This is a genomic window from Paenibacillus sp. FSL H7-0357 (assembly GCF_000758525.1).
GTDB lineage: Bacteria > Bacillota > Bacilli > Paenibacillales > Paenibacillaceae > Paenibacillus_AQ.
Window position 1 is genome coordinate 3,821,251 of record NZ_CP009241.1, and the last position, 19,137, is coordinate 3,840,387.

Genomic DNA, 19,137 nt, shown 5'->3' on the forward strand with positions numbered 1-19,137 from the left:
GCTTGACTTAAACACAGAAGATACTGGAGGGGCTTCAATGAAAAAAGTTACTGCATTTATCGGAAATCATCAGAAGCATTCGACTTACAAGGCAGTATGTGAATTTGAGCGTAATCTCAAAGCTTATGGTAATATTGAGTTCGAAATCGTATTTCTGAAAGATTATCAGCTTGAATATTGCCGGGGTTGTAAGGTATGTTTTGATAAAGGGGAGGAATATTGCCCTTTGCATGATGATCGTGACATTCTGATGGAAAAGATGATCCAATCAGACGGAGTTATTTTTGCCACTCCCAATTACGCATTTCATGTATCCGCACCAATGAAGAACCTGCTGGACCGGCTTGCTTTTACATTCCATAGACCGCGTTTTTTCGGGAAGACCTTTACGGCTATTGTTAATCAGGGAATCTTTGGAGGCAACGCTATCGTTAAGTATCTTAGCAGTATGGGGGGTAACTTCGGATTTCGGGTTTCCAAAGGCTGTGTCCTGACGACGCTTGAGCCCCGGAGTGAAGCTGCGCAGAACAAAATAACCCGGGAAATCAAAAAAGCCTCTGTGAGATTTTACAAGAACCTTATGCGACCAGCACCACCAGTTCCTTCTTTTTTCAGGCTGATGACATTCCGTATGTCCCGTACCAGCATTCAGCTAATGCTCGACGATAAGTCTAAGGATTACCGGTATTACAAGGAAAACGGCTGGTTTGAATCGGGGTACTATTACCCGGTTTCCTTAGGGCTCGTCAAAAAAATGGCTGGTCGTATTTTCGATGGAATGGGAAAAAGAATGGCTAAACGCTCATAGCAAGTTACAGTAACTATATATCTATCTATCGGAGGGCAATAGAGTGGAGGATAAGAAAACAGAGATTTTTAACAATGGTAAAGCAATCTTCAGTGCGAAAGGTTTTAAACAAACCAATGTCTCCGACATTACAAAGGCGGCCGGGATTGCAGTAGGCACATTTTATAATTACTTCTCTTCTAAGGAGAAGCTGTTTCTGGAGATCTTTCTGGAAGAAAATGTGAAGCTGAAAAAGAGCATTATGAAATCAATCGACTTAAACGAGGAACCTCTGCCGCTGATCAAAAAATTAATAGCATTAAACATTAATGGGATGAATTCAAACCCGATCCTTAAAGAATGGTTTAATAAAGATGTTTTCGTCAAGATTGAGCAACAATACCGTGAAGAGAACGGCGTCGAACAGGTTGATTTCTTATATGACAGTTTTGCAGAACTGTTCAGATGCTGGCAAGCTGAAGGAAAGATAAGAAATGACCTGGATGTTGAGCTGATCATGGCTTTTTTCACAGGAATTATTATTATAGACACCCATAAAGATGAAATCGGGATTCAGCATTTTCCGCAGATTATGGATTACATGGCGGAGTTTGTAATGAAGGGGTTGACTGATCATCCGCAGGCTAAACCTATGTAGATTGAAGTTAAGCAGCCGCAATAAGCTGCCGGGAGAACCGGCAGCTTGTTCACTGGATTAATTTGAGATATAGGTACCGCCGCCTTTAATGCAAACGGGCTCGTCATTAATGGATAGCCAAACGTCCACGGAGGAAAGATTGCGGATGATCTTGCGGTCGACACTAAACTTCAAGGAACGGACAGCCTGAATATAATCCATGATTTCGACATTTGTTGCATACCATACATCGGAGTGACCGCCGGCTTTCCGGCAAAAGGCTTCGATCAGTTCCCAGTTGTTCTGGCGCTCGAACTCAAAGCTGTGCCCCCAAACATAGCAGAGCCTAAACTTCTGCGAAGGTCCTTCGGTAGTAAAGCGCTCCCAAATCCCCTCAAGCTCATCCTTGTGATGACAAGTCGGATGCCATTCCATAAAATCAAGAGGGACATCAAACTGTCTGGTGGAAACAACAGTACGGCTGTATTCAATACCTGCTGCTTGTAGCGGAGGGATGATAGCTGCCGAATACGAACCATAGGGATAAGACATTCCCCGAATCGGATAGTCTACGAGCTGCTCCAGCCGTCTGCGGTCTTCCAATAGCTCCTCTACCACCATGGGTAATGGCAGTCGGTCCAAATGCGGGTGGGTTACAGAATGCGCCGATATTTCGTGATTGCGGGCTATGGCCCGTACATCATCATTTGTAAGAAATCCGGGAGCATTCAGCATTGCGCTGTTGAGATGAAAGGTTCCTCTGATCCCGTATTGATCAAATATTCCGGCCAGACGAATATCGTGTTTATGCCCGTCATCATAGCTCATGGTGAGTGCTTTGGACATCCCGCCGGGAAATAAATTAAATTTCAGCTTCATCATTACCACACTCCATTAATGTTCATTTATGTAAACAAGCCTGTTAAGCTTTATTATAGTGTAACTCCCCGGAAAATTGGGAGGTTTTTTACACTTAAGGCGTCCCTTCAGCTGAGTTTCTGCAGATGGGACGCCTTTTTTACCACTATGGGCCGTTTCAGAAAAGCACTAAATATCATCCGTGTCTCAGTAAAAGGTTAAACGTTGTTCACTCCGCTTTTTTTCTCCGTAAAAAAGTAAAGCAACGCCAGCAGCGGCAAGACCGTTCCGATCAAAGAGGTGAAGCTCCAGCCGCCATGAGCATAGGACCAGCCTCCCAAGGAGGATCCAATAGCCCCGCCCATAAAGAATATGGACATGAACAGACCGTTCAGACGGCCTCTGGCCTCATTCCCGAGTGAATAAATTGCACGCTGTCCAAGCACGAGATTTCCCGACACAGCCATATCCAGGGTAATAGCGGCGAGTACAAGCAGGAGAAGGACTGCTCTGGAATGGCCTTGAAGCAGAAAAGCCAACAGAAAGGAAAGTGTAGCCAAAACCATCGCCAGTCCGGTTAAACGGCGGGTCCAGCCTTTGTCCGCCAGACGTCCGGCGATTGGAGCCGCTACGGCTCCTCCCACACCGGCTAAAGCAAACCATGCAATCCCTTGCTGGGACAATCCGAACTCATCTGCCAAATGTAAAGGGACCGCAGTCCAGAAAAGGCTGAAGGCTCCAAAAAGAGAAGCTTGATAAAAGGCGCGGCGCCGCAATACCGGCGTTTGCTTGAATAAAGTAACCAGCGACAGGGTTAACTCTCCATAGTTCATTGCCCGCGAGGGCATACGTTTCGGAAGAATCCGCGACAGCAAGACCGACAGTACGGCAATCAGAACCGCGGAGATTGCAAATACAGACCGCCATCCCCAAAAGCTTGCAGTAAAGCTGGCTAATGGACGGGAGAACATAATGCCGAGCAGAAGTCCGCTCATCACATTTCCCACTACACGTCCACGTTGTTCTTCAGAAGCCAAATAAGTAGCATAAGGGACCAGAATTTGAGCGACTACAGAACCTAATCCAATAAAAAAGGAAGCCGTCAGGAACAGTGCTGCGTGATGGACGAAAGTCGCGGCCACTAGAGCAATCACGACGACGATCAGCGAAACCACGGCAAGACGCCGGTTTTCGATAATATCACTAAGCGGTACAATGAACAGCAGACCCAGAACATAACCGATTTGAGTAATGGTAACTATTAATCCTGCTGCTGCTGAGGACAGCCCTGTTGCAGCACTGATCGGACCCACTAACGTTTGTGCGTAATAAAGATTGGCAACGATGATACCGCAAGAGGCCGCGAGCAGAAAGGTAATCCATCCCGGAATAGGCTGACCCTTCACTTCTTGTTCATTTTGCATTGTAATCCTCCTCATTTCATAAAAGTATGGTTTAAATAATATACTGAACGTTCAGTTCACTAATTCATAATCAAATAATATACTGAACGTATCGTTTTGTAAATGGGTAATTTTGATTTTCTTTTTGTGGGAGATTAAGTATAATGAACGTATAGTATTTATAAATATGGGATTGTGAAGTTATTTTGCGAAGGGGACTGATAGTGTGAATACCAAACGAGGGCGTCCACGCAACATGGAGACTCAGAGTTCGATTTTGAAATCCTCCTATGAACTGCTTCTTGAGCATGGTTTTGCGGCAGTAACCGTTGAGAAAATTGCAGAGCGTGCCGGGGTTAGCAAAGCTACGATCTATAAGTGGTGGCCCAATAAAGCGGCAGTTGTAATGGATGGCTTCCTTTCAGCGACTACAGAAAGGCTGCCGTTGCCGGATACAGGTTCGGTGTACGAGGACATCCTTATCCACGCCACGAATCTGGCCCGTTTCCTGATTAGCCGGGAAGGCAAAATGATTACCGAGATTATCGGTGAAGGACAACTCGATGAGGGTCTGGCAGAGGCGTACCGGACACGGTATTTTCAGCCGCGCAGGCTGGAGGCCAGACAACTATTGGAGCAAGGCGTCAAGCGGGGGGAGCTAAATGCAGAACTCGATATCGGGATATGTACGGATCTCATTTATGGACCTATTTTCTACAGATTATTATTAACCGGTGAAACACTTGACGATGTCTATATTCAGAAACTTGTAAAGCTTGGTTTTCAGGGAGTTGCTCCCATTGCAACGTATAAATGAAAAATGGCCGTGTCCAGGTGAATTATCTGGATACGGTCATTTTATTGATCTAAAATATTTTGAAAAGCAGATATATTCCAGCGATGATTCCGGCGATGATCAGCCAGCTGGATATTTCATCCCACAGACTGGGAACGCCCCGGGAGTGAAGCTTCTGTTCGTTTACATCAAAGTTGGCTTTATGGCCTACATGGTCCGTTGTACGGGGTGGAGGAGAGTTATTGCCATCAAACATATAAATCAGCTCCTTGCTTCATTATTAGTTAATTATAACCTTTTGAGAACATTAAAGGAAGGTTGATCTGCGGTATAACATGTGAGCGCGGTAAAAATAAATCAATCGTTTTCCCGTTGAAAGGCGTCTTACTTACATGAACTCTTTCAGAGGGCCTCTTCTACATGCCAACACTAAAGAAAGAGAGGGGGAGTGGCGATGGTAGAAAATACGATGAAAGAGGTCAGAATGGTGGATGTTGCCGAGATGGATGAAGAAGCTTTTTTTCAGCGGCTGTATGTGGAGCACCGCAAGTTGTACTCGATCGCGTTCAGCTACCTGAGAAGTGAAGCTGACGCGCTGGAAGTGGTGCAGGAAGCGTCTTGCCGGGCATGGATCAAGCGCAAAAAGCTCAAAGACGAGCAAGCCTTTACATCCTGGGTGATACGAATTACCATCAACTGCTGCATGGATGAACTCAGGCGCAAAAAACGTGTGTTTCCGGCGGAGACGCTGATAGAAGAAGCGGCGCAGGAAATGAAAAGCAATGAACGGATTGACCTGGAACGGGCGATGGACCGGTTGAAGCCGAAATACCGGCATGCGGTGATTCTAAAATACTACCAGGACATGACAACTGCCCAAATTGCCAATGTGCTGCAGAAACCGGAGGGTACGGTTAAAACCTGGCTTCGCGAGGGACTTAAGCAGCTGCGGGATTATCTGTAGAGATACGGGAGGTGAAAGAACATGATTGACAAAGAAGAACGCGTTCTGCACCAGAATGTGGATGAAGTAAAGCATAATGCTGAAGCCCTTGAGGAAATGAAACTCTATAATGCAATGCGAGGTGGAATCATGCAGGGAAAAAAACGCGAAAAGCGGCGCAGCTATTTCTACGGAATGGGTGTAGTAATCGCAGCCGCTGCAGCAGCACTGTTTCTTTTTAATATCAATGATGCTCCAGGAACGGAAGTTGCCGAACAATCGCCGCAGAGCTACACAGCTACCACTAAACCATGGACCGATTCCGCAAAATTTAGCGGAGCCTCCATAAGCGATAGATCTTTTCAAAGCATACTAGACCGGAATCTCATAAAGCCTGTCTACCAGAGCGTGGAGAAAAACGGCCTGCGGGTCGAAGTCATGGGCGCTGTCGCAGACACCCGAAAGTTGTTTATTTTGTATAGTGTACACAACAATACGGACCAAACGGTATCTCATGCTGATTTCTCATTGGATTTTGGAGCTTTTGAAGCAGCGTCTATCGGAGCGAGTTTAGAGATAACTGCTCATAGTAGTCAAATCAACGCGGGCCAAACCTCCTATTTCATCTATACGAATAACCTGTCACCCACGGTTGACTATCCCAAGGAAGTGACATGGAATGTGATGCTGTACCAAACTTCAGGCAAGGGACTCCAGACTAACCTGTCAATTCCTTTCGAGCTTGATCCGGACATGTTCAAGGAACAGACACGAACGCTACATCCCGAAAGCAATCTGATTGTTGATGGTCAGACCATTAAAGTGAATCAGGTGCTCTATACTCCGCTGAACACCTATGTGGATTTGGAATTTGATAAGAATAATGATAAACAAGTCTTCAGCCTGATTGAGCCTGTGCTGATTGTTAAAAGCGCAGGAAAGACGGTGAAATCCTACTACCCCGGCATCATCACAGCCGATAATTCCGAGGTCTATTCGGACCGCTCCCAGTCCACGCTTTACTTCAAGAACACCCAGGACGGCCAGCCGGACGCTGCCACATTGAAGACCTTCGGAATTGCCGCTCTTGATAAAGATCAAATGAAAATTAAAGTCGATCTAAGCAAAAAGCAGATGATCGAAGCTCCGAACTCAGACCTTTCCATTATTGAATCTGAAGAGGGGGCGGAAGCTGAAAAGATCCTGTTCCAGCAAACGTTTCAGAAAGCCCCATTGAACAGTATCATTAGTATGCGGCTGTCGGATACCTTTACCGATGGCAATGGTCAATCCCACAAAACGGCGGGTGTGAACGGCCAAATCAGTAGAATTTCTTCGAACAAGGAGAGTACGGCCGTAGATAAATACCTCTATAATTTTGGAAAGGAAGCCGTTGAATACCCGCAACCGCTAACCTTAACTATTGAGCGGTATTGGAACCCGATTATGGACACGCAAACTGTAGAGTTCTCATCGCAAAAATAGGTACTGTCTCCTGTAATGAGATTTTTATTTAAACGGAATTTAACCTTTCACCAACCCGATTTTTAAACTACGTCTTTTACAATAGACCAGTAGGGGAGAGGCGATTATCCGATTACGTTCAAAGACTTGTTACAGGGAGCAGTGAAACCGATGGAAGAGAAAAAGAAAAAGAAGTTTAAATTTTGGAGAATTGTTAGAAGTATTGTACTGCTATTATTAGTAGTATTGATTCTCGGTGTGGTTGCGAATATGCTGGTGACCAAGTACGAACAAAAGAGATACCCTGCATGGGGCCAACTCGTGGAAGTCTCCGGCAAGAAAATGCATGTGTACACCAAAGGTGAGACGGGAAACACTATTGTTCTTTTAAGCGGCCTGGGGACAGCAGCGCCTGTCTTGGATTTCGAACCTTTGATGAATGAGTTGGCTCAAAACAATAGAGTGGTCGTCGTGGAGCCTTTCGGATCTGGCTGGAGTGAGCGGACTTCAAAACAACGAACTGTGGAAAATATCGTTGAAGAATGGCGGACCGCTTTGCAAAAGGCAAATGTAAAAGGCCCTTATATCCTAATGCCCCACTCTATATCCGGAATTTATAGCATGTATTATGCCAATAAATATCCGTCTGAGGTAAAAGCAGTAATAGGCATTGATCCAACCTTGCCGCAGGCGGTTGAGTATTTCAAAGAGTCTGCGCCCGCGATGCCTAAATATTTGAGCATGGCGGCACCAACCGGACTTGTAAGATTGGCAACCTACGTCAGCCCTAAGAATGTTCTGCCGATATCTGCTGATGGAACTTATTCTGATGAGAATTTAAAGCTGACCAAGATCCTCACTGCATGGAATGCCTATAATAAGAATGTAGTAAATGAAGCAAGCGAAATTAACAACAATATCAAAAAAACAAAGAACCTGTCATTTCCTTCAAACATACCTGTAATGATTTTTACTACAAAACCGGACAAAGTGAATGAAGAAGGCAAATCCAACATTACCTTTTACGAAACCCAGCTGAAGAATGTAGCTTCTAACAAGCTCGTCGTATTGGAAGGGCATCATTATCTGCATTGGACCCATTCCAAGAAGATTTCAGAGGAAGTAAATGAATTCCTCGCTGCATATGCAGGGAACAAATAGTATAACAAGTGAGCCGCTTCAACAAATAAGTCAAGCACCTCTTACTAGAGGGGCTTGGCTTTTGCAATTCCTGCCTAGAATTTTTTCTTGTGATAAAGTTGCTCTCGACTAAAACAGCAATATAAGCGAATATAAATAAAGCAATACTAAAAACTAGAAACAACCTATGGGGGTACATATATGAGAAAGCCAATTATTGCCGTGGATATGGATGATACGATCTGTCATCTGGTTAAGCGGGCGATTTACCATAACAACAATGATTTCCCTACGCATCTGCTGCGGTATGAAGATATGCTTGATTGGGATACCGATCATCTGCGCCATCCGGATTGCACTCAGGAAATCTTCTACGGACGGCCCGGATTGTTTGAGGAGCTTGAAGTGTTCGACGAACATGTCGTCGGGGAGATGGAGAAGCTGCATAACGCTTATGATGTAATTATCGTTACGGCTGCACAGCCGAAGACAGTCATCGAGAAGTGGAACTGGCTTCAGAAGCATATGCCTTTTATTCCAATTGAGAACTTCTTCCCTTGCAAGCGGAAGACGCTGATTAACTACGATCTGCTCATTGATGACGGGGTACATAATTTGGTGCCAGCATTGCAGGAGGGAAGGAAAGTACTCTGCATTCCACATCCTTGGAACCTGAAGGCCCGGGAGCAATATGCATTTCCGCTGCTTACCACCTGGCAAGGTGCCAAAGAGCAGGTTGATCTAATCCTCGGGGGTCAGCCCGTTTCATCTTAATACAATCTTAATACCACAGCCAAAGTTGTAACACTATGCAGATTTTGCTCATGATATACTAGCGCTAAAAGCGAAGATATTGAAAAAGGGGTAGCCAAATGGCAACAAACTGCACCGGCTCAGCTTCCGAATTTGAGCAGATTCCAGACCTGCCGGAAGAGAAAAGACTTGGAAGACTGAAAATATTCTTCGGTTACGCAGCAGGTGTCGGCAAGACTTGTGCCATGCTGAGTGCTGCCCATGAGGAACAAAAAGCCGGAATTGATGTTGCTGCAGGCTGTATTGAGTCTCATCACAGGCCGGAGACGCTGATTCTGCTCAAGGGTCTGGAGCTTATGCCGCCACTGGAAGTCACCCATAACGGTATCCTTACAGAGGAGTTTGATCTGGACCGTGCGATCCGGAGAAGACCTGATCTTATCCTTCTGGATGATCTGGCTCATATCAATGCGGCTGGCAGCAGGCATAAAAAAAGATATCAGGACATAAGCGAGCTGCTTCGCGCAGGAATCCATGTCTATACGACTATTAATGTGCAGCATATTGAAAGCCTGCAGGATGTAGTCGCTTCAATAACCGGCATTTCTGTAGAGGAGCGTATTCCTGATAGTGTATTCGATAGTGCCGATCAGGTTGAACTGGTTGATATTGAACCTGATGATTTGATCGACCGCCTGAACAAGGGGAACATTTATCCGGATGAAGAAGCACAAAGGGCAAATGCTCATTTGTATATCAAAGAAAAACTGACTGCCTTGCGTGAGATTGCACTGCGGTACACGGCAAATCAATTGAACAGAATCGCTTCACACATCGGTACTCAGGTAAAAACCAACGAATATTATGCCAAAGACCATGTCCTGGTCTGCCTTTCTTCGGCGGCTACCAATAAAAAGGTGATCCGCACGGCGGCGAGAATGGCGGAGGCTTTTCACGGGGAATTCACCGCATTGTTTGTGGAGACACCGAAGACGCAAAAGCTAACCCAGAAAAACAAGGCGGAACTTAGAGCGAACTTTAGGCTTGCAGAGCAGCTTGGCGCACAAATTGCCACAGTCTATGGAGAAGATATCCCTGGACAGATTGCGGAGTATGCCAAAGCAAGCCGGGTTTCGAAGATCGTGGTGGGGCGCTCCCATAACAAAAAGAAGTGGTTTGCAAAAGCGAATTTGGCCGATAAGCTGACCGCATCTGCACCCAATATCGACATTTATATTATTCCGGACACCCAGCCTACGTTCTATAAAAGATTTCCGCAATATGTGAGCTATCCCGAGCTGTCACTGGCTGACACAGCCAAGACGACTGGAATTCTGGTTGTCTGCACCTTAATCGGACTGTGGTTTAATTATCTCGGTTTCAGGGAAGCAAATATCATCACGGTCTATATTCTGGGTGTGCTGCTCAATGCGATGGTTACCGGAGGCCGGCTGTACAGCGCTGTGTCTTCGGTTGTTAGTGTGCTTGTGTTTAATTACTTTTTTACCAAACCTTATTTTTCTTTACAGGCGTATGGTTCGGGTTATCCGGTTACCTTCCTGGTGATGCTGTCGGCTTCCTTTATCACAAGCACTCTGACAATGCGGGTAAAAGAGCAGGCCCGGCAATCCGCGCAAAAGGCTTATCGGACAGAGGTGCTTCTGGAGACAAGCCGTAAACTGCAGCAGGCGAAAGACACCACGGCAATCATTCATGAGACGGCACAGCAAATGGTGAAGCTGCTGGACAGAACGATTATCTTTTATCCGGTGCAGCAAGACAGCTTATCTGAGCCGCTCGTTTTTTTAAAGGAAGAGTCGGCTGTAGATCCTCAAGAGTTTTCGGGCGGAAATGAACAAGCGGTTGCGGACTGGGTCTATAAGAATAACAAACGGGCCGGGGCTACCACAGATACCTTCTCTGCCGCCAGTTGCTTGTATCATGCGGTGCGGGGAGGAGATTGCGTATTTGCAGTGGCAGCCATCGCCATGGATAAGGAAGACCCGCTGGAGGTTTTTGAGAAAAGTCTGATGATTGCGATGCTGGGAGAATGTGCGCTGGCGCTGGAAAAAGAAATGCTAAACGAAAAACAAAAAGAAATCTCGATCCAAATTCAGCAGGAACAGCTGCGGGCGAACCTGCTGCGGGGAATCTCCCATGATTTGCGTACCCCCCTGACCAGTATATCCGGCAATGCGGGAATCCTCATCGGAAACTCCAAGGTGCTGAGCGAGGAACAGAAGAAGGGGCTGTACACCGATATTTATGATGATTCCATGTGGCTTATTAATCTGGTGGAGAACCTGCTGTCCATTACCCGGATTGATAATGGGTCATTAAATCTGAATATGCAGGGAGAGCTTCTGGAGGAAGTTATTGCGGAAGCTTTGCTTCATATTCATCGAAGCAGCATAGATCATATGATCAGCACCGTACTTGATGAAGAGCTGCTTATGGCTAAAATGGATTCCCGGCTGATTATTCAGGTCCTGATCAATATTGTCGACAACGCAATTAAATATACCGGGACCGGGTCGCATATTACAGTCTCGGCGAGACGCGATAAAGAAATGGTCAGTGTAGAGATTTCCGATGACGGTCCCGGTATCCCGGAGGAAGCGAAGGCTAAGCTGTTTGACATGTTCTATACGGCGGATAATATCCGCGGAGATGGCCGCCGCGGACTGGGACTCGGGCTTTCATTGTGTAAATCTATTGTAACTGCTCATGGAGGCACAATAAGTGTGAAAGATAATGTTCCGCAAGGTACAGTGTTCCGCTTTACCCTGCAGGCCGTGGAGGTGGTTGTTCATGAATAAGCCTTTAATTCTTGTCGTCGAGGATGACAAGCCCATCCGCAAATTGATTACTACAACACTGGAGACGCAGGGCTATAAGTACCATACAGCTGAAACAGGCCAGGCCTCGATTCTGGAGGCGGTCTCCAAGCAGCCGGATATTATGATACTGGACCTCGGACTTCCCGATATGGATGGCGTAGATATTATAAAGAAGGTTCGGGCATGGTCGAATATCCCGATTATTGTGGTCAGCGCCCGCAGTGAAGACCGGGACAAAATCGACGCGCTGGATGCAGGCGCAGACGATTATCTGACCAAACCCTTCAGCGTGGAAGAGCTGCTGGCGAGGCTCCGGGTCAGCCTGCGGCGTATCCGGTACGATAGTGACAAGCTGCTGAAGGATGCATCTATTTTTACTAACGGAAGTCTCAGAATCGATTATTCGGCAGGCATCGTATTGTTGGACGAAGAAGAAATCCACCTCACTCCCATTGAATACAAGCTAATCTGCCTGCTGGCCAAAAATGTGGGAAAAGTATTGACCCATAATTACATCCTGCATGAAGTCTGGGGCAGTCATACCTATGACATCCCTGCCTTGCGTGTATTTATGGCGACTCTGAGAAAGAAAATAGAGAAGCTGCCTTCTCAGCCAAAGTACATTCAAACCCATATCGGAGTTGGTTACCGTATGCTGCAGGTTGGCGACGATACAAAGTGACCTGAGTTAACGCTTAGAATTCATAAAAATGTCAGCGTAGACCTGGAAGAATTTAACGAGAAATTTCAAAGCACCCATTCTACTAGGGCGTGTCTTCAAACCGCTTCACCCGCAAGGTGTGTGTGCTTCCGGAAAGTGTATTCCTGGCTCTGAGCATGAACGGACCGAGTTGCACTTATTTGGAGCTATTAGCCTGATACAGGAGGACATCGGACTCCAGCGCAGTTATTTCTCCCTGATGGCCGCTTTTTGATAGAATATAGAGCTGATAAGGTCGTCTGGGTCCGCAAAAGAGATTAAACAGGGGTTTTACTCTCCATAGCGTCTCCTGAGTCCTTCCCTCGTAATTAAGAGGGATTCTCACGAATGCTCACTCATTCGCAGGATTTCATCGCTATGAAGCGGTGGAGATGGTTGGCTTACGATGGAAATTGAACCGTCGAGCGGTTAGCGGGCGGGCGGGAACAGAAGCAACGCATGACGTGCCTTTAGATCGTCGATATCCTGCACACTCCACTTGGCCCACGGAGGTTCACCCTCCCAGATCTCAACGGGTCTACGCCCTCACATTCCTTCGTTACACCTGTCCATGGCGTGGAGACCGATAGCGTTTACTTAACGGGTCAATGCCCTTACGGACTCAAGCACTCGGTTCTCTTATGCATATATGCTGTACAATCCTGCGAATAAGTCAATTCTCGTGGTTCGGGTTTACGCGGCAACCGGGGCTGCAAGTGCACTGCGGTATGTTTCCCCTCGCTGCACCATGCCGATCAGAATACGAGCCAGCTTGCCAATCAGTTTAAAAAGCGACGCCTGCTTCTTCATACCCTGCGCCTGGTTGTGCGCATGCCACCGCTTGAAATCGGGGTTTTGCCGCACGAGATTCAGCATCCCCCAGTATAAGTGTTTGCGGAGCGTACTGTCGCCGCGTTTGGAGAGCTTGATTTGTCCTTTGAATTTGCCGGAGGTGCACTCGGCCAGATTCAGGCCGGCTCGCCGCAACAATTGCCTGCCATGCGCATAGAGGCGCAAGTCGCCAGCTGAAGCCAGAATGGCTGCCAGCGTCATGTTTCCAAGCCCGCAGATGCTCCGCAACTGCTCGGCCAAGGGGATCTCCGTCAAGATAGATTGGATGGCCTCATCCATTTCGCCGAGCATAGCGACCACGTGCTCATAGGTTTGAAGCAGGCGGCGGATGTCTTGCCGCGCTTCTTCCGTTGCCCTCGTATCGCCAATACTGTGCGTTGCTGCTGCCAGCAAGGCCGCCGCCTTAGCTCTGCCGCTGACGCCAGAAGCACGTCTCATCCCTTGCTTACGCCAATGGTCAATGACTTCGTCGATGCTCAGTCTCTTTAGGTCACACGGCATAGGGCAAGCGTGGAGCGACGCCAGCGACCTTAGCACCGTCCAGTCCGGGAAGACTTGGCGAAATTCCGGGAAGTAAAGGTCTATCCAGCGAACGATCCGGTTGCCCAGGCTTGTCGATTGTTTGACCCAATACTCTCTATCGCTCATGAGCGTCTTTAACCGTTCGAATACGGCTGCCTGAGTAACGTAGTCTGTGTAATAGCCACGGCTTACGACGTCCGCAATGACAAGCGCATCCTTGGGGTCGTTCTTGGATGGACTATTGTCCCGGTTCTCTTTGTTGCGGTGAGTCGTCACTGGATTGACCAACACCACCTCGATCCCTTGCTGAAGCAGCCAATTGGCGAGGTTAAACCAGTAATGGCCGGTGGGCTCCAGACCGATTAGAAGGGATGTCAGCCGATGCTTCGACTGAGCTTCCCTTACCCAGCGCAAAAACTTCTCAAAGCCTTCCAGTGTGTTAGGGAAAGACAGGTGACGGGGAGTGAGCGAACGTCCGCGAAAATCGGTCATCTGTGCGGCGTGTGCATCCTTAGCGATGTCGATCCCGACCACTGCATGCTGCATGCTAATTCGTTCAATGCGTTGATTTGTCCTATCGTTTCGGTTAGACTTCATAGTAAGCGCCTCCTGATGGGTTTTTAGGGCTGTAGACCCCTTACACCCCCATCATACGAGGCGCTCTTGTTTTTGTCTAAGCTGAAAACTTAGCGTATACAGGAATGTTTACGAGTAAATGAATCCGCTACGGGCTTTTAGGGTCCCTACTTTCAATTTGTTTTGTAATTATAATCATGTGTTAAAATGGTAATGTTACAATAATATAGGATAGGAGGGTAGGTGAAAATTTTAGTGTCTAAAAATTTAGAAGGAAGGATGAAATGGTGAAAAATAAAAAAGTGTTTACAGTTTTAGCTACAGCATTTTTGTTAACTTCCATCTCTGTTTCTGTATCGGCGGCAAGTTCTACACCAAATGCTTCGGATGCACCTGCCAGAATTGCTCAGGTTGTTCCAAGTAGCAATTTCGTAGATAATTTAAATACAACACAGATTGAGACTAATTCTACTGTTCAAGTTACTGATGTCCCTAATATCACTGTCCCTCTATCCACAGAGCCTGTGCAAGTTCTGACTGAGAAAAACGTTGCTGCAAGAGGAAGTAATGCTCCAACTAACTTTTGGAACTTGGCAAATAACTCTTATTCAGGTTCTTTCTCTTATGTAGAGGACTATGTATTTACGAATTATTATTTCCCTGTTAATGGTGAGAAAATAATATATATCAATGTTACTACTACCCCAGTGAATCATGGGGCAACTGGAAAATATAGAATTGTTGCTTATGAACTTACAACTGGAAATGTTGCTGCAACCTATAAGGGGACTGTTGGCATAACTGCAAATGCGATGTTCTATAATCTCAATCAAAGTAAGACATATTACTTTGGTATTTTGAATGATATGGATAGCCCAATAGATGGATCGCTTACAGTTTTTCACTAATAAAATGTTATATATCTGCCCAACGGCTTCGGCTGATGGGCATTTTTTTAATTCACTTTGTGAAAGTTTTTATTGAAAATAATGATTCTCTTATTGACAGCCCTTTAGTCACTATATTCACAAATTGAGAAGGCTCTTTCTGTGGAAGGTCAAAAGAATTGTATTCAAGTAAATGACTATAATTATGCATAATATAGATTGAACTTGAGAATTACATGTAGGGAAAAGTGGCGGAGGGGGATTTTGGAACTGTAGGAGCGACAGCGTCCGCCTTTAGGATTGGATTTCTAGCGCGATTCGCGGTTAAATTCAGGAAATCCAAACCTAACAGCGGCCGGAAGTCCAAACATTCTCTGTAGTCACGACCAATCCCAAAATAGAAGAATTATAAGTTCAATCTATAGGTACAAAATGATTCAATAAAAAATAGTGTAATATCATTGAGAACACCAAACAGCGTTATAAATAGTGGAGATGCTTGGTCTCCACAGAGAAAAGGATCACAGAGCGGAATAGTAAGCCGCCTGTGATCCTGCTATTAAATGTAAAATGAATTAGAATACCTCGTAATTATGGCCATAGTTATTATCCCAATACGTTTGACCGCCAGTTGTATACTCAATCGAATATTTAACATTTGTAGCACCCGGAACATTGATGCTGTAATTCCAGTTTTCAACAGTGTTGAAATTATTCAAAGAGCCAGTATAAACGGCGTAGGCCTCATGAGTCGTCGCCCAGTCGTCCGTTGTGTACAGTATTTTTACTGATTTTGCCGGATTCAGGTTCTTCACATAGATATTTCCGCTGAATTCACCATTGCTCAGAGTACTATTGGCGTTAAGCACATTGGGTTCTCCCAAAATCACGGATCTTAGGGGAACTGTATGATTCACTTGATTGTAATAATTCGCTCCCCCGTTGTTATCCCAATAGGTCTGGTTATTCACTTCGTATTTGATTGCGAATTTTATGAAGTCCAGATTTTTCAACTCCAAATGATCTGTTGAAGAATCAGTTCTGGAAATGCCAAAATGCCATTTCTCATGGTTTACATCCGCCGCCCCAACATAAGATGCACTCGTATCATACCAATTTGTGTTATCTGTCGTGTAGTGGACAGTCACATTCTTCACGGGTCCCAGATTAGCAACTTCAATATTGCCGCTGAATCCGACATATCCAGGTTTATAAATAACGCCGACATCCGAGTCAATAAGCTTTACCTCATTACCGCTGGCAAATGCCGATCCGGCAAAGGATACACCAAAAATCAGAGTAAACATCATCAATCCAGCAAAAAGTTTTTTCATTGCTTTCACAGTTCTCGCTCCTCTAATTTAAAATTTTTACACCTGAGTCTGAGCCGACAAGGAAGACATACATTTGAACGCGTTATTGTTCTTTCATCCCTCCCTTAACACTTTGAAACCAAATTGAAATTTACGGAAAGGAAATCATTTCCTGTTAATACAATAATCTTAATTGGGCTTGATGTAAATAGTAAAATAGTAACATAATTTATATATTAAGTAAGGCGACTTTCACACCTGAAAAAATGTACAGACTAACTGGATACTGTAGCACGGAATTAACCGTCTTGGGAGAAGGCGGTTTTTTTCGTTTCAAAAAAGGAAGGACTCGCCGTCTATACGATCAACTTAATGCAATCTTTATCCGCTCATACAAACCCTGACCCTGAATTAATGCCTTGAGTGCTATTCTAAACCGGTAGCTAAATATGACATTCAGGAAAGGATCTTTATGATGGATGAATTTTTGAAAAATGCCGGGTTGATCGCAATCATGATCGTGGTGCTTTATACCATTAAGAAGATTTATGACTACATTGATTTAAAGAGGGCAGGCGACTATGAAGATGATGAATTCTGACAATCTTAATGCAATCTTTATTCTCTCATGCAAACCCTAACCCTGAACTAATGGCATAGATGGTACGCTGAATCAGTAGTTAAAAGCAGAGATGAGAGAATGTTGGAGAGGAGTGCGAAGGATATGATGGACATGTATATGGTGGTGGCACTCGCTGTGTTTTTCGGTATGTTCTATGCGTTTGCACAGTGGTGTGGGCACGTCATCGACGATAAAGGGGGGAAAGAGCAATGACAGTGGTCCTGATCGCAACGATGCTGTTGTTTCTCTATTTGGTCTACGCCCTGATTCATCCGGAGAAATTTTAGGCAGTGCGGTAATAAACAGCAAGACATATAGAGCATTGAGCTGAAGCTCATTAAATGAAGGAGGGGCATTCGTGGGTATTATACAAATCGTCGTAGTCATTGCCATACTGCTGCTACTGGTTAAACCGGTAGGAACTTATTTATATCATGTGTTCTCAAATGAACCAAACCGGTTGGACCGGATCTTTGGGGGATTCGAGCGAGGCATATACAAGGTAAGTGGCCTGAAAAACCGTGAAGGGATGTCCTGGAAGACCTATGCACTCAGCTTTCTTTCTACCAACATTGTGCTGGTTGTGTTCGGTTATCTGGTTCTCCGCCTGCAGGGCGGACTGCCTGTAAATCCGAATGGAATTACCGAGCTGGAGCAGACCCTTACGTTTAACACGGTAATCAGCTTCATGACTAACACTAATCTGCAGCATTACAGTGGGGAGACCGGTCTTTCCTATTTCTCGCAGATGGCGGTTATCACCATGATGATGTTCACATCGGCAGCCAGCGGTTTTTCCGTAGCAGCAGCTTTTGTGAGAGGGATTACCGGTAAAAATTCACTGGGGAATTTCTTCGAAGACTTCGTCAAGGCGATTATTCGGGTGTTCCTGCCGCTTGCACTGCTTGTAACAATGGCTTTAGTAGCACTGCATGTTCCGCAGACATTAAAACCTACACTGGAGGTAACTACGCTGGAGGGTGCTGCTCAACAGATTGCGATCGGGCCGGTTGCCTCACTGGAATCCATCAAGCATCTGGGAACGAATGGCGGAGGATTCTTCGGGGCGAATTCCGCACATCCATTTGAAAATCCGTCACCGCTTACCAATGTCATTGAAATCCTGTCCATGTGGATGCTGCCCGCATCCTTGCCTTATATGTACGGACTGTTCGCTAAGAATAAACGGCAGGGCTGGGGCATCTTTGCGGCCATGATGACTTTGTTCGTACTGCTGTTGTCGCTCAATTATGCTGCGGAGATCAAAGGAAATCCGGCAATGGCAGACCTGGGCATTGAAACTTCTCAAGGCAGCATGGAAGGAAAAGAAGTTCGCTTCGGTGTACCGCAATCCTCCTTGTTTACGGCAGTAACAACCGCAGCGACAACAGGTAGCGTCAATAATATGCATGATACCCAAACCCCGCTGGGAAGTATTACGCCGCTTGCGCTAATGATGCTGAATAACGTCTTCGGTGGCAAAGGCGTGGGCCTTATCAATATGCTGATGTACGCCGTGCTTGCGGTCTTCCTGTGCGGGCTGATGGTGGGGAGGACGCCGGAATTCCTCGGTCGAAAGATTGAAGCGAGGGAGATGAAGCTGATCGCGGTGGCGATACTGATTCATCCGCTGATCATTCTGGCACCGACAGCAGCCTCATTCCTGACGGATCTGGGGCAAGGCGCTATTAGCAATAGCGGGTACCACGGTCTGACGCAAGTGTTATATGAATACACTTCCTCTGCTGCCAACAACGGTTCAGGTTTCGAAGGACTTGCGGACAACAGCACATTCTGGAATGTGATGACTGGTATCGTAATGCTGCTAGGACGCTATATCTCAATCATTGCAATGCTCGCCGTTGCAGGTTCCCTGATCCGCAAGCAACCCGTACCGGAGACAATCGGCACATTCCGTACAGACAACGGTCTGTTCACCGGCATCTTGATCGGTACGGTGCTGATCATTGGTGCGCTGACATTTCTGCCGGTCGTGGTCCTGGGACCGATTGCTGAACATTTGACTCTACGGTAGGAAAGAGGG

General features: G+C 46.0%; 18 protein-coding genes. 13 read left to right on the plus strand and 5 right to left on the minus strand.

Going from position 1 to position 19,137, the window contains the following annotated elements; translation table 11 throughout:
- Nucleotides 1-37 precede the first annotated feature (37 nt).
- On the plus strand, nt 38-808 hold the full coding sequence (locus H70357_RS16655) for a flavodoxin family protein (protein ID WP_038591683.1): 771 nt from the start codon (nt 38-40) through the stop codon (nt 806-808).
- Nucleotides 809-851: 43 nt separating this feature from the next.
- Nucleotides 852-1,445 (plus strand): TetR/AcrR family transcriptional regulator, encoded by a 594-nt coding sequence (locus tag H70357_RS16660; protein WP_038591685.1) that lies wholly within the window; start codon nt 852-854, stop codon nt 1,443-1,445.
- 57 nt (nt 1,446-1,502) lie between these two features.
- Here H70357_RS16660 and H70357_RS16665 read toward each other — a convergent pair whose 3' ends face one another.
- A complete protein-coding gene (locus tag H70357_RS16665) occupies nt 1,503-2,306 on the minus strand; it encodes a polysaccharide deacetylase family protein (protein WP_231578442.1) in 804 nt (267 codons plus the stop codon).
- A 194-nt stretch (nt 2,307-2,500) separates the two neighbouring features.
- Nucleotides 2,501-3,706 carry an MFS transporter gene (locus H70357_RS16670; protein ID WP_038591688.1) on the minus strand — a complete coding sequence of 402 codons (1,206 nt, stop codon included), beginning with the start codon at nt 3,704-3,706 and terminating at the stop codon, nt 2,501-2,503.
- Between the two features lie 205 nt (nt 3,707-3,911).
- Between H70357_RS16670 and H70357_RS16675 the strand changes: the two genes are divergently transcribed.
- Nucleotides 3,912-4,502, plus strand: a complete 591-nt coding sequence (locus H70357_RS16675) for a TetR/AcrR family transcriptional regulator (RefSeq protein WP_038591692.1) — start codon at nt 3,912-3,914, stop codon at nt 4,500-4,502.
- A 49-nt stretch (nt 4,503-4,551) separates the two neighbouring features.
- On the opposite strand, the gene H70357_RS16680 is transcribed toward H70357_RS16675, so the two are convergent.
- Nucleotides 4,552-4,737 carry a hypothetical protein gene (locus H70357_RS16680; protein WP_038591695.1) on the minus strand — a complete coding sequence of 62 codons (186 nt, stop codon included), beginning with the start codon at nt 4,735-4,737 and terminating at the stop codon, nt 4,552-4,554.
- A gap of 198 nt (nt 4,738-4,935) precedes the next feature.
- Here H70357_RS16680 and H70357_RS16685 point away from each other — a divergent pair, with 198 nt between their 5' ends.
- The 6 genes from H70357_RS16685 to H70357_RS16710 all read left to right on the plus strand — a co-directional run bounded on the left by H70357_RS16685 (nt 4,936) and on the right by H70357_RS16710 (nt 12,303).
- Nucleotides 4,936-5,445: a sigma-70 family RNA polymerase sigma factor gene (locus tag H70357_RS16685; protein ID WP_231578443.1), complete on the plus strand. Its 510-nt coding sequence runs from the start codon at nt 4,936-4,938 to the stop codon at nt 5,443-5,445.
- A gap of 21 nt (nt 5,446-5,466) precedes the next feature.
- The gene (locus H70357_RS16690; protein WP_038591698.1) at nt 5,467-6,909 is read left to right on the plus strand and encodes a DUF4179 domain-containing protein; all 1,443 of its coding nucleotides are present in this window, start codon (nt 5,467-5,469) and stop codon (nt 6,907-6,909) included.
- A 150-nt stretch (nt 6,910-7,059) separates the two neighbouring features.
- Entirely contained in the window at nt 7,060-8,049 is a 990-nt protein-coding gene (locus tag H70357_RS16695) for an alpha/beta fold hydrolase (protein WP_081965827.1), read from the plus strand.
- A gap of 180 nt (nt 8,050-8,229) precedes the next feature.
- Nucleotides 8,230-8,802: a 5' nucleotidase, NT5C type gene (locus H70357_RS16700; protein WP_038591701.1), complete on the plus strand. Its 573-nt coding sequence runs from the start codon at nt 8,230-8,232 to the stop codon at nt 8,800-8,802.
- Nucleotides 8,803-8,900: 98 nt separating this feature from the next.
- Nucleotides 8,901-11,600 carry a sensor histidine kinase gene (locus H70357_RS16705; protein WP_038591704.1) on the plus strand — a complete coding sequence of 900 codons (2,700 nt, stop codon included), beginning with the start codon at nt 8,901-8,903 and terminating at the stop codon, nt 11,598-11,600.
- The gene (locus tag H70357_RS16710) at nt 11,593-12,303 is read left to right on the plus strand and encodes a response regulator (RefSeq protein ID WP_038591707.1); all 711 of its coding nucleotides are present in this window, start codon (nt 11,593-11,595) and stop codon (nt 12,301-12,303) included. Before H70357_RS16705 ends, H70357_RS16710 begins: the two co-directional genes overlap by 8 nt.
- 711 nt (nt 12,304-13,014) lie before the next feature.
- Here the strand turns inward: H70357_RS16710 and H70357_RS16715 are convergent.
- Complete coding sequence (locus tag H70357_RS16715) at nt 13,015-14,292, minus strand: IS110 family RNA-guided transposase (protein ID WP_038591710.1); 1,278 nt, start codon at nt 14,290-14,292, stop codon at nt 13,015-13,017.
- 263 nt (nt 14,293-14,555) lie between these two features.
- Here H70357_RS16715 and H70357_RS16720 point away from each other — a divergent pair, with 263 nt between their 5' ends.
- Nucleotides 14,556-15,179, plus strand: coding sequence for a hypothetical protein (locus tag H70357_RS16720; RefSeq protein WP_038591713.1), 624 nt, complete (start codon nt 14,556-14,558; stop codon nt 15,177-15,179).
- A gap of 554 nt (nt 15,180-15,733) precedes the next feature.
- Here the strand turns inward: H70357_RS16720 and H70357_RS16725 are convergent.
- Complete coding sequence (locus H70357_RS16725; protein WP_231578485.1) at nt 15,734-16,492, minus strand: carbohydrate-binding protein; 759 nt, start codon at nt 16,490-16,492, stop codon at nt 15,734-15,736.
- Between the two features lie 451 nt (nt 16,493-16,943).
- On the opposite strand from H70357_RS16725, the gene H70357_RS36915 reads away from it, so the two are divergent.
- The 3 genes from H70357_RS36915 (at nt 16,944) to kdpA (ending at nt 19,128) form a co-directional block, all read left to right on the plus strand.
- The gene (locus tag H70357_RS36915; protein ID WP_269322560.1) at nt 16,944-17,072 is read left to right on the plus strand and encodes a hypothetical protein; all 129 of its coding nucleotides are present in this window, start codon (nt 16,944-16,946) and stop codon (nt 17,070-17,072) included.
- 230 nt (nt 17,073-17,302) lie between these two features.
- Nucleotides 17,303-17,380, plus strand: coding sequence for a K(+)-transporting ATPase subunit F (gene kdpF / locus H70357_RS37145; protein WP_081966187.1), 78 nt, complete (start codon nt 17,303-17,305; stop codon nt 17,378-17,380).
- Between the two features lie 71 nt (nt 17,381-17,451).
- On the plus strand, nt 17,452-19,128 hold the full coding sequence (gene kdpA / locus H70357_RS16730) for a potassium-transporting ATPase subunit KdpA (RefSeq protein WP_038591718.1): 1,677 nt from the start codon (nt 17,452-17,454) through the stop codon (nt 19,126-19,128).
- Nucleotides 19,129-19,137 lie beyond the last annotated feature (9 nt).